Here is a 12,773-nt window from a genome sequence, read left to right as displayed (position 1 = left end):
TCATCAATTGAGCCAAATGACACAAACAGCCAGATAAATTGCACCCATAAAGTTTGCAGCGCGTTTGTCATAGCGTGTGGCGTAGGCGTAGCCCGCCGTAGGCATCGCTCGATACTGCTTGAGTTTGGCAAAGAAGTTTTCAATTAAATGACGGGCTTTGTACAATTCCTTATCGTAGTGACGAAGGCTAGTACAGTTGCGCTTGGGGGGAATCACTGCGGTTTTGGCCTGTGTCTGAAGTCGCTCAATCATTCGCTCCGAAGCATCATAGCCATAAAATCTAGGACTAAAGTCCTTACTACAAACTTGTTCACCCTTCGTAACCAATGGGATAGACTACTAGGTGAATTTAGTAACTGAAAAATCGGGGGTGTTAAATCTGGGCGTTGAAGAAATGATGCTGGTTGAGGCTGTATTTGGTTTTATTCTAAATTGTAAGCCATCCAAATTTGGAACTAACCCACTGCAAACCCAGTATATTGCCTCACCAAAGGTTCATGAAATGCCAAAACAATATCTGACTTTGGCACTCCCAACTTTACTAATTCATCGGCAATACCAATTTCCGTACCATCATGGTGTATCCAAATTTTATCACCTTTAATATCCAGATGCAAAACACAACCGTACATTGGCTGCCGATTCTTCCATCCTGTATGAACAACTTGATAGCGATCGCGCTCAACATCAAAAACTAGCTCAGTTTCAGCTTCACCATCTGATGGACTAATACTTGCATAATCACTCAATAATTTTTTGATATAAGTTCGATAGCGTTCTAGTTTTTCCATTCTAAAATTACCTCGCCGATTGGATCGTAAATGATTAATGTAATTTGAAAACGTTGAATTATGGTTTGGACAAAGGTCAGCATAAAAAACTTGCGATATACACCTATTGGAACTGCTAAATATAAAATTCGTTCGGGTTGCCGTTCTTCCAAGGCTACTCGATAGTTAATAAACTGCCCTACCGCAGTATGAAATTCAGAAATATTTGATGTGCCGATAAAACTTTTAATTTCAACAGCGATTTTTTCCTCTCCCCGTTCTGCCGCGATGATTTTTTCTGCTCCCAAGTCAATTTCCATATCAGCCCCACCTGCCTTAATCCTCAATGGGTCATCTGTAATCCAATACGGTTCACTTAAGGCTAAAACTCTTTGTCAAAGTCAATTTTTTTAACGAACCGCAAAGGACGCAAAGGACGCAAAGAGAAGGAAGAAATGCTTAACTGAACTGTATTGATCTGTAATCAGCCAACCTTCCTTTTCTAAAAAATCAGAGTTTGAGAGATATTTTGCGTAAGTCCTATGGAAGTCCCTGACGATAAGCAGTCTTTTCTGGAATTGAGCCAGCCGCAATGCATCGACTCACAAAGCCATTGCATCGGCTTGTAAAAATTAGCCCATCCTACCTAAAATCTAGTTTCATACTGAACTTGGAATTGATTTTCATCCCCTAAATTAGTTGAGCCTCGCATCAAAATTTCATCATTGAGTCGATAAAGCACGTTATAACGGAAAGACTCATCGCTAGAAAGAGGGCGTGATAAAGAAGCAGAGAAATTTCTATTGATGTCAAATACACCTTCTGCTGATAAATTCAGAACTGAAGTTCTCGTTGTTTCATTACTAGTAGTAGGGGTGGGAAATATCCGAAATTCGCTGAAACCAACAGCCTGTCCGATCGCAGTAATAGTTCCTTGCAAACCACCTAAAATGGTAGAGCTAGCGAAATTAGTCAGCCCTTGTCCTGCATCTGTTTGACCGAAAGAATTAAGAATCGAGCCACCCAGTAAAGCAACTATTTCTCCCTTACTACGGCTAGGTTCACTCGTCAGTTCGAGATTGTCGCCCAATTCACTAGCTGGACCGTTGGCCCTGGCTTGAACGCGAACGGTACGTAAAGTCCCGAAGTTGGTAGCAGAAACATCGCTGATTTCAGCAGACAATGGTGATTCCAAAATTCTACTGTTCGTTCCTGATGCTTCAGGTACAATTGCGGTAAGTCGGACATCCAGGGTAGGGTCAAGCCCTTGACTTGGAATAAACCGCGCAGTTTGTTCGTAACCTCGCGCCAAGGTAAACTCAGTGGAAAATATGCTGAGTCGTCCTCCTGTCAAACGAATCACTCCTTCGGGGAGTGGCTTGGCTAACGTACCATTGATAGTTAGACCGCCTTTTGCCTGAAAGTTCAGTATGGGCTGACTCAATGCGGCTCCTCCTGGTACAAAGTCGAGTAGTGACTGAGTTGTAACGCTAACATCGTCGTCTAGAATTAACCTTAAATCTGCAAACTCTATAGGTAAATTGGGTGGAGTAACTGCGCTAGCGTTAGTATCTGCTGTAGTGACTGGGCTAGCGTTACTCTCTGTTGTAGGTGTGACATTAACTTTAACCTCTTCTCTATTTATGACGTTCGCGTTAGCTTCAGATGTAGCTGCTGATTTTTTGTTAGCAGTAGCCGAGTTTCCAATGATTACCCGACCATCACTCAGCTGAATCTCTCCACCAATTACAGGTTTTAGTGCTGTTCCCCGAATTACAACATCGCCGCCGACACCGCCTTCATACAGTCCTGCAAGCTTAAAATTGAGTTTGTCTGCTATTGATACTGTGAGGGGATTCGCTGGGGCTTGCTGAGGATCAAAAATTGGGAGGATGCCTGATGCACTTATTTGCCCTTGATTGTAAGTGCCTTGGATACCTTGGACATTCACTGTATTGCCATTAAATTGCGCTGTCCCTGTGACATTCGTTAGGGGTTCAGATAAGGCTTCAGCGCGAAAAGTTGCATTGTTGAGTGTGGCATTTCCGTTAATAATTGGTTCGTTCAAAGTACCCTGAACGTTTAAATCTACTTGTCCTTGACCGTCTACCCAAGCGACTTGATTGTTGGTAAACAGGTTTAACAGTGCCAACCCTTCATTGTTCACGCTGGCGTTGATGCTGATTTGATTGCTATCTGGTTGCACTTCGGCAAAAGGCAAAGCAACAGGTACGCTACCTGTAATTGTAACTGGTTGCGTTCCTGTCACTAGCAAAGTACTGTCAAAATTCAAGCGAGCATTGTTGTAGCCAAAGTTCACCTGTCCTGTTTGCACAGGTTGCTTGTTGAGAGTCGCATTAGCCAGTGTTACTTCCCCTTGCACTCTGGGATCTTGTAAACTACCTCCTAAGGTGGCATCAGCATTTACATTACCAGTGATATCTATCGGGTATTTTTCTATAAAAGGTTGTAAAAGCGATAGAGGTAAACTTGCTACATTCAAGTTTCCAGATAGTTGCTCAGTTCCTAACTGTCCCGAAAAAGCCACCAGTCCTTGATTGATACCAACACTCAACGGCGAAAGTGTGACGACGCCATCAGCAAAATTGCCTTGAGCAACGACTTCATTAATAGAGTATTCACCCCATTTCCAATTAGCACCTTGGAAATTAAAGCCGACATTTAACCCAGATTTTAACGAGCCATTAGCTGTAATTCCTCCGCTTAAAACACCCGTTAATTCTGCAAGGGTGGGTAAAGACGCGTCTTCTTTTGTTTCTTGTTGCTGTTGTTTTGCTACTAATGTTGTAATTTTTGAGAAATATGCTAATTGTGTGAGCAAATCTGTATCGGGTAAACTGACAGGTTTGGTATTAAGTACCTCTGCTCCAGCCAACTTTGGAGGCTGCAACCCCGTGCTAAGGTCTTGAAAATCAAAGATATTAAACGCTTGTAATAGTCTCTCAACTCTGGCTTGGTCTAAATTAGCTTGGAATTGAAATTGCGGGTCATTCCCTGTTTGTACATTTCCACTGAGGGCGATGTTGCTATCTGCAATTCGCAATTGACCATTAGCCAAGCTAGCAGTACCATCAGCATAATTAATAGTGCCGCGAAATTCATCTGCTGCGACTCTGGCAACACGAGGCCCTGCGATCGCAACGTCTCCCGCAATGGCATAATTATTCAGATTAACAACTAAATTCCCCGATAGTTGCCCCGCCAAAGGTTTCAATTGATTGTTCGGTAAAAAGCCCCCAACCAAAGCTATAGGAAACTGTTGAGCGTTGATGAGTAAGTTCTCTCCCTCAGTTCTACCTGTGGTAACTGCATCATCCCGCTTGACTAAAAATGAAGTCGGACGATAATCTGCACCTAAGTTAAGTGCAATCCTGTCTTGCTTCCCGGCTAATCGCAGACTTGCCCCTTGTCCTCCCTGAAAATTCACGTTTCCAGTTAAAAGTGGGTCAAATGCCAAGTTACTCACATTGAAATTCCGCAGCCGGATATTACCATTAGCTTGAGGTACATCTGGAGTACCTGTAACTTGCCCATTAAAATCAAGTAGCCCCGCTAATGCTACGTCTCCAGGAACTTGAAAGCCAGTATTTTTTAAGTTAAAATTCTGCGCCAGCACATTTAAATTAAATCCCGCAATTTGGGGTGCGCCAGTTGGTGGAGTTTGAATAGCGATCGCACCATTAGCATTCAATCCTTGGGTACTTGCGTTTTCAACGATAATCTGCTGTCCATTCCACTGAAATTGAGCCGTAAGCGGTTTTGCCAGCAGTGCTACTCCTTGGGAAAGGCGGATTTGTCCGGCGGCGCGAATATCTGCAAGCTGGAAAGATTGAGTTGTGCCTGCTAACTGAAGATTGCTATTAAGCCGTCCTCGCAGTTGTGGTGAGAAACGGTTGAGTTGAATTTGGGAAGCGTTGACAACTCCTTGCCAGCGTTGTTGTGCAAGTTGACCTCTAGCTCTGATTGTACCACCTGCCACGTTCAAAACCGCATCTGGAAAGACGATATTCTGTCCTTGTTTGGCAACAACAACTCGTCCGCTAGTGGGATAGGTGGCTTTCGGCGCTTGCACCCGCGTTACTGCTTGCAGATTGCTCAGAGTGCCAGAAATATTGGCATTTGCTGATACATTCCCAATGGTGATGCCGGGTGAAGTGTTATAGGCTCGTGCGATCGCATCCCCTGGTAAATTTTGTGCTTGCACATTAAATGATACCCTGCCTTGGGGTGCAAGCTGAAGTTGGCCACTGGCTGTTACTTGCCCTCCCACCTCTGGATTTGCTTGAACGCTAGCAACATTTACGTTTAATGGTCTACCTAGAGAACCAGTAACTTTTGCGTTCGCAGATATACCTCCAATATTAATCGGGGTTGAAATACCGTAACCTTGAGCGATCGCATTTGCTGGTAAACCTTGAGCTTGAATACCTAAAGCTACTTGACCTTGAGGTGCTAGTTGAACTTGACCACTGGCTGTAATTCTTCCTCCTGTTGGCGGCGTTACTTGAACACTGGAAACATCAAGTTTCAATGGTTGTTTGCCAAGTGAACCAGAAACTTCTGCTTTTGCTGAAATATTGCCAACTGCGATCGGTAGAGCAACGCCGTAGTTACGCGCTAGTATATCCCCGGATACACCATCAACTTGAGCATTAAAGATTACGTTGTCTTTGGCTCCTATATTAGCTTGACCGCCTCCTGTGATTTGACCACCTGCTGCGGGGATTATTTTCAGATTGGAAACTGCAATTTGAGATGCAGTTTGAGATACATTCAAGCGGAAGTCAGTATTGACGGCTGTGAAGAGAACGCGGTCAACTTGAATCGGTTTTGTATTGCTTACTGTACCGCTAACGACTGGCTGCTGTAGTGCGCCGCCTACCTTAATATTTGCTTGAATTTCGCCACTAGCTGGGACTGGCGAATTTACATTCAGTGTGTCTAAGATATTTTTCGCACTAACTGGTTTTATTTGAGCCGAGAGATTAAAACCTGTTTGGGTATTAATTGTTCCATTAGCCAGAATAGGAACTTTGCCAAAGTTCGTATTCAGATTTTCTAAAGAAACTGTCTGACCTTGAAATATAAAACTCCCATTAAAATTAGAAACTTGCTGAGGAATCTTTGGAATTTTAGCAGCGATTTGATTAGCTGTAGCTGTTCCTGTAACAGCTATTTCTGACAAGTTCGGTGGAATCTGAACCCCTAAGTCAGCATCTAAACGCCCTGCTTGCAAGGCAATTGGCAACTCAATTAATCGACTTATATCAGATGCTTGTAAATTTTGTGCTTGTAGCTTGAGGTTAGTTTGTTGAGCTTTTGTTTGTGTCTCACCAGAGATTTTAACTGCGCCTCCTCTAGCGAGTTGACCATTAATGTCATAACCAATTCGTTGATTTTGATCAAAAAATCGGGCAATACCACCAAATTGATTTAATATTACTGACCCTTTCGGTCTGGTTGGTGCGGAGGCTGGCAATAACTCTACATTCCCATCTTGAATTTGAAGTGTCTCCAACTCAGTTTGAATAGCACCTTTTCCTTCCGCAGCCTTGACTTGGGCTGTAACCCAGCGACCATCCTGATCTTGTTGGATGTAGACATTGGGTTGAACTAACGTGACATTTAATGCTAGTTTTCGGGTAAGGAAAAGTTGCAAGGGCGAGAACTGCACATCTAAGGCTTTTGCTACCACCTGATCTGAATCAGTGGAAGTTGCTGGTATTGATAGAGAGCTAAATCTTAGACTACTTAGCGAAAAACGTTCAACTTTCCCTACTTTTACTGGACGCCCAAGCAATTGTTCGAGATTTTGCTGTACTAATGGCGCTAAATCTTTATATATGTAGCTTCTAGCCCACCAAGCACCGACTGCAATTCCAACCAGCAAAACGACACCAAAAGCCAAACTGGTACGTCCTAAGAGGAGGAGCCATAAACGACGATTAGGTGGTTTCTGGTTATTTTCTGATTTTGGAGAGTGCGTCATTATCGTTACAGTACTTTTATCTGGAATAAGCCGAGAGACAGGCTAGTAGCAGTTGTATCAGCCAGTTGCATGTGGCTTTTTAATATATTTTGAGTAACAATTTTCCCAAAATTAGTTGTTCTCGCCTTTCAATTTGGAGATTTCATCTAGAGTATGGTACTTAATTAGCACTTCCTCAATCTGAGCAGTAATTACGTTAATTCTCTGCTTCACCTTTTGAAAGTCTATAGTAATCCAAATAGCTGTTTGACAAATTTTGTCTCCTTTTTGTTAGCCAAAGTATATAATTATATGTGTTTTTCCACAATATTTATATTGCCATAAACTATCTTTTTGTATAAATAATTAATATCTTTAGATAGATTTTATTTTCTTAATACTATACCTCAAAGTTTAGGTAACAAATCATTGAAGATTAAACTACTATAGGACTTACGCACTGTACAAATGCATCGTGATGTCCATTACCTATCTTGAGGAAGTTTTCAGGCTTTTCTTAATTATCCTGCGATCGTAAATAGACCATGCTGTAGGGGCTAAGCATTGCTTAGCCCTTACAAAAGATATGGTTTTTAACCTTAATCCATATTTGGTATTCATTGTCAATGCGTAAGTCCTATACTATATGAAAATTACTGTCAAAGAATTTTATCCAGTAATTCATCAAGTGAAATTTGATACTCCGGCTGTGCTATTAGACATCAACACGCCAGAAGTATATCAGGAAGAACTGTATAATCTTGGGTAACAACAGACTACTAACAAGATTCCCGACTTTTTAGAGAAGTCGGGAATCAGAGCATTTTGATTACTTTTTCGCAAACCCAATCAATCATCAGTTGGATCATCGATCATTTCCGGTACTAAAGCTGGGTTACTTTTACGTTCTTCTGGTGATTGCTCCCGAATAACATCGTCTATTCTCGCAGGGTGTTTGATTTTGTCCAGTACCTCTGGATCTAGTTGCGATGGATCGCCTTCTGGACTAGACTTTTCAGCTTGACTAGGAACTGTTTCCTTATTCATCACTATTTCCCCAAACTTATACGCCAAGCTTAAGTTCTTTTGTGATGAGGTACACACTATCTTGAGACTTAATTTCACACAGTGGTGGGTAAGAAAAGGGATAACCCCTTGTAGACCAAAGATGATTCACTAAACTAAATAGCTTTACTATAAAAAACGTAAATATTCTGTATTCTCCGTTTCACAAATAGGAAATAAGCAGTGTTACCAAAAAAGCCCCCCGCTACCAATCAAACTCAACGCTGGACATTTGCTCAACTTTTTGGACTGGTAAAACGTAATCCCTTGATGATTTCGCAGTGGGTGATCCGCTGGGTAGTTGTGGGCACTGCTGGTGGTCTATTTGCTGCGTTGTACTGGAATGTTTTAGAACTTTTAACTCACCATCTGCAACGATTTGAAAGCTTTAACCTTCTGATAGTGATGCCACTAGCCGGTTTAGTTATTGGGCTGGTGATTCATTTTTTGGGAAATCCCGGTGAAATCGCCGTGATTGTTGATAATATCCATTTTCGTGGCGGACGCCTAGATGCTCGGAAAAATCCCTCAATGATTCTTGCTTCTCTAATCAGCATATCGGCAGGCGGTAGTGCTGGCCCAGAAGCACCACTGGTGCAGGTAACAGGTTCTTTTGGTACTTGGGTTGCCGATCGCTTAAAACTCCAGGGTGAAGACCTCAGAACCATGAGTTTAGCAGCGATGGCGGCTGGCTTCACTGCCTTGTTTGGCGCACCTCTTGGCGGTGCAATGTTCGCCCTGGAGATTTTACACCATCAGCATATTGTGGAATATTACGAAGCCTTGATGCCAGCCATTGTTTCGAGTTGCGCTAGTTATTTGGTATTTGCAGCAATTACACATCTAGGAATTGCGCCCACTTGGTATTTTCCCCAGTACCACCTAGACAAGATTGATGATTTTGCGATCGCTATCATATTCGGCATCATCGGGGCGGTGGCGGGATGGATTTTTATGGGCATTTTTCGGGGCTGCGATTACTTGCTTGCTCGAATTCCGGGCCCCATTTATCAGAACGCCGTAATACCCCATCCCTCTATAGGGTGGGGATGCAAGGTGGCGATTAACGATTGCATCTGTAATCAATTTTTGCCGCAGGCAAGACAGAGAATAGATGCATGAGGAATGAGCTATTTCTTAGCAGGTAGCGCGAGGGTTTTAATATAATCTCTAAGGATTTCAGCCATAGATAGTTGTTTCTTCTGCGAGTATTCCTTGATAATTTGATATTCCTCTTCAGTCACATTAAACTGCATTTTTCTTTGTCTAGCCACTTGATATACTCCAAAACCTACTCTATATTTAAAGTACATCTAAGTCAAATCCATTAAGCGAGTCAGGATCGTTAAACGTGCGGATGGCTTTTACGTTCAATTCTGCTTGGATATAGAAGTCAGTTTAGAGCCAAGAATAGGTGATGGTGAGATTGGACTAGATGTGGGGTTAGAGCATTTTTACTCTGATTCAAATGGACACCATGAACCTAATCCCAGATTCTTGAGGAAAGCTGAAAAAAGTATCAAACACGCTCAAAGACAGATATACAAGAAAGAGAAAGGTAAAAACCAACGACGGATAGCAAGAGCAAGATATGCCCGTAAACATTTAAAAGTAAGTAGGCAACGTAATGAGCATTCCAAGAGACTGGGACGTGCGGTGTGCAAGGCTAACGCCTTAGTAGCCTATGAAGACTTAAATGTAAAAGGGCTAGTAAAAAATCACTGTCTTGCAAAATCAATTAACGATGTTGGTTGGGCTTTGTTCCGTCAATAGTCTTAATTCCGGGACTTAATCCGGCCCTTGCGATGATTTGTACAATGGCGGCTATCAATGCATCCGTAACGCGCACACCTATAAGTACGACTTTGCTACTGTCAAAACTGGCTAATTTGAGTCCTTTTACGCCAATCCTTTTTGCCAGTTTAATTGGATTTTTTCTCGCGCCCAAAGTTCCCCTAATTGCATCTCAATTGAAGTCTCAGAGAGAAGCTACTGAATAAAAGGGTAGCCGATAGTCTGTCAAGCGAAGTTTGAAGGGTAAAGGAACGAACCGCAAAGACGCAAAGAACGCAAAGGAAGAAGGAAAGAAGAGAAATTGATGAGTAAGTAAGTTCGTAGTAAAAACTTTAGTCCTTATCTTCTAAGCACTAAAGTGCTTACTACAAATCTTCAAAACTAGCTAGGTATTGTGTTAATCTAGGTACAACTATTTTTCATTAGCCAGGAAGAACGCAAATGTGCGATCGCTTCTTCTTTTTGTTTGGCTTCGACCTCTATCCACGGTGCTTGGTGGTAAACGTTGGGCATATCGGTAATCAAGTTGCTGTGTTTCCTGTCATTGAAAGCTTGCTCACCATTGGAAATATGGACTAATTGCCAATCTGGATTTGTCCAAGTTTCTCGCGCTGCATAAAACATGGATGCTACACTCGGATGATCGTAGCTATCTAAATTTTCGTGGCAAATATGGTGATGGGCATCAAATACCATCGGTACGTCAGCTTGCTGACATACTGCTAAAATTTCGTCGGCGCTATAGGCGTATTCATCGTTTTCTAGCGTCAAGCGGGTTTTGATATTTTCTGGTAGTTCGGAAATTACTTTTACTAGTTGTTCAGGACGTTGAGATTTGCCACCATGAATATTCATCAATGACCAAGGCGATCGCGGTAAGCCGAGTAAGTCAAATATATGTGCATGTCCTGCTAAATTATTGATACTTGCCTGTACCACCTCGGGAGAATCAGAACTCAGCACTACATATTGATCTGGATGCAACACCATTCTTATGCCCAATGCATTTGCTCGTTGACCGATTGTTGCTAAATCAGCGCTCATTGTTTCTAATATATTTGCGCCGATTCCGTCTTCTAAGTCACTTAGGGGAAATAGAGCAGAAGACATCCGGTAAAGCTGAATTTGATTCTGCTCACAAAAGGAAAGGGCGTCATGCAAACGCTGTAAGTTATGCCGATACAGTTCACTTAGGGCACTTTTGCGATCGCTAAGGGAAAGTTTTAAATATCGGGTGCGCGTCATTGTCCGAAAGCGCACTTGTTTGTCAGAGGTGATGCAAACTAGCCCTAAATGGGGCAGTATACTTCTTTGGCACTGCTGTGAATTAGGTAAATTTTGAAACTCGATTACGGTCATTAGCTAATACTAACTGTTGCCTATTTTGAGCCATTCTTTAATTTAAACAAGTTCTGCCACTACCTTACAAGTACCTAAAGAATGAAGTCTTAAGCCTTAGAGGTTGTTTGAAAAGTTATAAGGGGTAAAATTTTATGCCAATCGTCTCGCTATAATTCGGATCGTGGCACAATACAGTTCAGTTAGGAATTTCTTCCTTCTCTTCCTTTGCGTTCTTTGCGTCCTTTGCGGTTCGTTAAAAAAATTGACTTTAACAAAGAGTGAAGCATTAACCCAAGCGTATTGGATCATAGCAAGGTAGACAAATGTTTCTACCGTTTCAGGGAGTATGTCCTTGTTGACCCAATTATTTATAGGATTGCAATTTTGAGTTCCCTGAAGGGCTGCGCTTGGTGAATGAACAAACACCTAATGCACCAAACGCTACTAATACGCCTAATATAGAAGTCGGTTCAGGAACTTTTTTTGTAGTGTCAATCCTCAAGACTTGTCCTTGTCCTGGGCGATCGCCTTTATTTGAAACGTAAATAGCACCATCAGGGCCAACAGTCAAGGCAGTAGCAGACTCTAACCCATTACCACTCAGCAGTGTTGTCCGAGTTCCATCAGGGGCTATTTGCACTAAAGAACCATCTGAAATACCTTTCCACTGTGGTTCATTGCCATATTGTAAAGCATATAAATTACTTTCAGCATCAAAAGCCAAGTCACTCAGTTGGGTAAAACCATCAGCGTAAACTGTAGTTTCACCATCAACTCCAATCCGAAAAATCCTCGCTTTACCTTCTGGAAAAGGGAAACCAGTGTATTCGCTCACATATATTGCACCATCGGGGCCAAATGTAACACCTGTAGGTACTGATTGAATTTCAATCTCCTGCGGTGTTTGTCCAGATGGCGGCGCATCAGGAGGTAGTACTTGCCCTGGCTCAGGAGCGGGGAAAATGGGATTAGTTATCTTTTGTGTCGGAAGCACAGTTAGTGACTTTAAATCACTTCCATCAAGTCCCACAGTCAAAACGTTGTTTGCAGCCGCATCAACAATATAAGCAGTATCATCCTTAATTGTAAAAGCATAGGGGTTACTAGCTATTTCACCGCTAACATCAAGCACATCAACCCCATCTGCATTATTGGCGAATTCATATTTTGCCAAATCAGCAATACTTTTCAACGAACCTGTTTTCAGGTCTACTTTATAAAGCTGTCCCCAGCTAGGAGAATTTTTTGGAAAATCGGAAATAGTTGGATTACCAGCATACCCAATTAGAAGATAGGGATTTCCCAAGCGATCAAATTGGATATCTTGAGGCCCTTCACCTGTAGTACCAGTAGGTCTTAATGCTATTGAAGGTAATCCTGTAATTACACGTTCTTGTTTCCCATCCTTAACTCTAGTCACAGCACCACTTGTACCAGCACATGAAAGCAGACCTTCCAAACTAGGGCCGGGGATACATCGCCCATCTCCCCCCACACCTGACTCTGTAATATAGAGACTACCGTCAGGAGCAAAATTAAGACCACGGACATTATCAAGACCATCAGCAACCACACTAAATGACGCAGCTTTTGCTGGTTTTATTTCAGAAAAAACGGCAAGACAAACAGTGATAAATGTAAAACTAAGAGCAGATTTATAAATTAAAGATAAAGGCATTGGACAATCCAAATAGGGTAGAGGTTTATTAAGTATTTTTATTAACCAATGGTTGCAATAACATGGTGCGTTATAGCAATGATCTCTTAGATATAGCGTTTCTCAGTCGCCTAAGGTACAAATTCATTTACAGCAG

9 protein-coding genes and 3 pseudogenes are annotated in these 12,773 nt (G+C 42.1%); 4 read left to right on the top strand and 8 right to left on the bottom strand.

Annotated features, from left to right (window positions below; translation table 11 throughout):
- Positions 1 to 3: 3 nt before the first annotated feature.
- The 4 genes from LC586_RS17415 to LC586_RS17400 all read right to left on the bottom strand — a co-directional run bounded on the left by LC586_RS17415 (position 4) and on the right by LC586_RS17400 (position 6,780).
- Positions 4 to 327, bottom strand: a complete 324-nt coding sequence (locus tag LC586_RS17415; RefSeq protein WP_229486049.1) for a transposase — start codon at positions 325 to 327, stop codon at positions 4 to 6.
- A 128-nt stretch (positions 328 to 455) separates the two neighbouring features.
- Positions 456 to 791 carry a XisI protein gene (locus LC586_RS17410; RefSeq protein ID WP_229486006.1) on the bottom strand — a complete coding sequence of 112 codons (336 nt, stop codon included), beginning with the start codon at positions 789 to 791 and terminating at the stop codon, positions 456 to 458.
- Complete coding sequence (locus LC586_RS17405) at positions 779 to 1,132, bottom strand: XisH family protein (RefSeq protein ID WP_229486048.1); 354 nt, start codon at positions 1,130 to 1,132, stop codon at positions 779 to 781. Before LC586_RS17405 ends, LC586_RS17410 begins: the two co-directional genes overlap by 13 nt.
- A gap of 284 nt (positions 1,133 to 1,416) precedes the next feature.
- The gene (locus LC586_RS17400; protein ID WP_229486005.1) at positions 1,417 to 6,780 is read right to left on the bottom strand and encodes a translocation/assembly module TamB domain-containing protein; all 5,364 of its coding nucleotides are present in this window, start codon (positions 6,778 to 6,780) and stop codon (positions 1,417 to 1,419) included.
- Positions 6,781 to 7,405: 625 nt separating this feature from the next.
- On the opposite strand from LC586_RS17400, the gene LC586_RS40695 reads away from it, so the two are divergent.
- Positions 7,406 to 7,528 (top strand): hypothetical protein, encoded by a 123-nt coding sequence (locus LC586_RS40695; RefSeq protein ID WP_267921695.1) that lies wholly within the window; start codon positions 7,406 to 7,408, stop codon positions 7,526 to 7,528.
- Positions 7,529 to 7,608: 80 nt separating this feature from the next.
- On the opposite strand, the gene LC586_RS17395 is transcribed toward LC586_RS40695, so the two are convergent.
- Entirely contained in the window at positions 7,609 to 7,806 is a 198-nt protein-coding gene (locus tag LC586_RS17395; protein ID WP_118166258.1) for a hypothetical protein, read from the bottom strand.
- Positions 7,807 to 8,007: 201 nt separating this feature from the next.
- Between LC586_RS17395 and LC586_RS17390 the strand changes: the two are divergent.
- Positions 8,008 to 8,868 (top strand): annotated as a pseudogene (locus LC586_RS17390) (chloride channel protein); the annotation flags it as partial.
- 86 nt (positions 8,869 to 8,954) lie between these two features.
- Here LC586_RS17390 and LC586_RS17385 read toward each other — a convergent pair.
- Positions 8,955 to 9,098 carry a hypothetical protein gene (locus LC586_RS17385; protein WP_229486004.1) on the bottom strand — a complete coding sequence of 48 codons (144 nt, stop codon included), beginning with the start codon at positions 9,096 to 9,098 and terminating at the stop codon, positions 8,955 to 8,957.
- Between the two features lie 43 nt (positions 9,099 to 9,141).
- Here LC586_RS17385 and LC586_RS17380 point away from each other — a divergent pair.
- Both LC586_RS17380 and LC586_RS17375 read left to right on the top strand, forming a co-directional pair.
- Positions 9,142 to 9,594 (top strand): annotated as a pseudogene (locus tag LC586_RS17380) (RNA-guided endonuclease InsQ/TnpB family protein); the annotation flags it as partial.
- Between the two features lie 2 nt (positions 9,595 to 9,596).
- Positions 9,597 to 9,824 (top strand): annotated as a pseudogene (locus tag LC586_RS17375) (chloride channel protein); the annotation flags it as partial.
- A 196-nt stretch (positions 9,825 to 10,020) separates the two neighbouring features.
- Here the strand turns inward: LC586_RS17375 and uvsE are convergent.
- Positions 10,021 to 10,977 (bottom strand): UV DNA damage repair endonuclease UvsE, encoded by a 957-nt coding sequence (gene uvsE, locus LC586_RS17370; RefSeq protein ID WP_229486003.1) that lies wholly within the window; start codon positions 10,975 to 10,977, stop codon positions 10,021 to 10,023.
- 346 nt (positions 10,978 to 11,323) lie between these two features.
- Positions 11,324 to 12,637, bottom strand: a complete 1,314-nt coding sequence (locus tag LC586_RS17365; RefSeq protein WP_229486002.1) for a ScyD/ScyE family protein — start codon at positions 12,635 to 12,637, stop codon at positions 11,324 to 11,326.
- Positions 12,638 to 12,773 lie beyond the last annotated feature (136 nt).

Origin of the sequence: Nostoc favosum CHAB5714 (assembly GCF_020829495.1) — a bacterium.
Classification (GTDB): Bacteria; Cyanobacteriota; Cyanobacteriia; order Cyanobacteriales; family Nostocaceae; genus Nostoc; species Nostoc favosum.
Note: the sequence above shows the minus strand (reverse complement) of the source record. Positions and strands in the feature narration are given on the sequence as shown.

Excerpts from the sequence above, each read along its gene's own strand:
- LC586_RS17410 (WP_229486006.1), bottom strand. The coding sequence starts at position 791 with ATGGAAAAACTAGAACGCTATCGAACTTATATCAAAAAATTATTGAGT.
- LC586_RS17400 (WP_229486005.1), bottom strand. The coding sequence starts at position 6,780 with ATGACGCACTCTCCAAAATCAGAAAATAACCAGAAACCACCTAATCGT.
- LC586_RS40695 (WP_267921695.1), top strand. The coding sequence starts at position 7,406 with ATGAAAATTACTGTCAAAGAATTTTATCCAGTAATTCATCAAGTGAAA.
- LC586_RS17395 (WP_118166258.1), bottom strand. The coding sequence starts at position 7,806 with ATGAATAAGGAAACAGTTCCTAGTCAAGCTGAAAAGTCTAGTCCAGAA.
- uvsE (WP_229486003.1), bottom strand. The coding sequence starts at position 10,977 with ATGACCGTAATCGAGTTTCAAAATTTACCTAATTCACAGCAGTGCCAA.
- LC586_RS17365 (WP_229486002.1), bottom strand. The coding sequence starts at position 12,637 with ATGCCTTTATCTTTAATTTATAAATCTGCTCTTAGTTTTACATTTATC.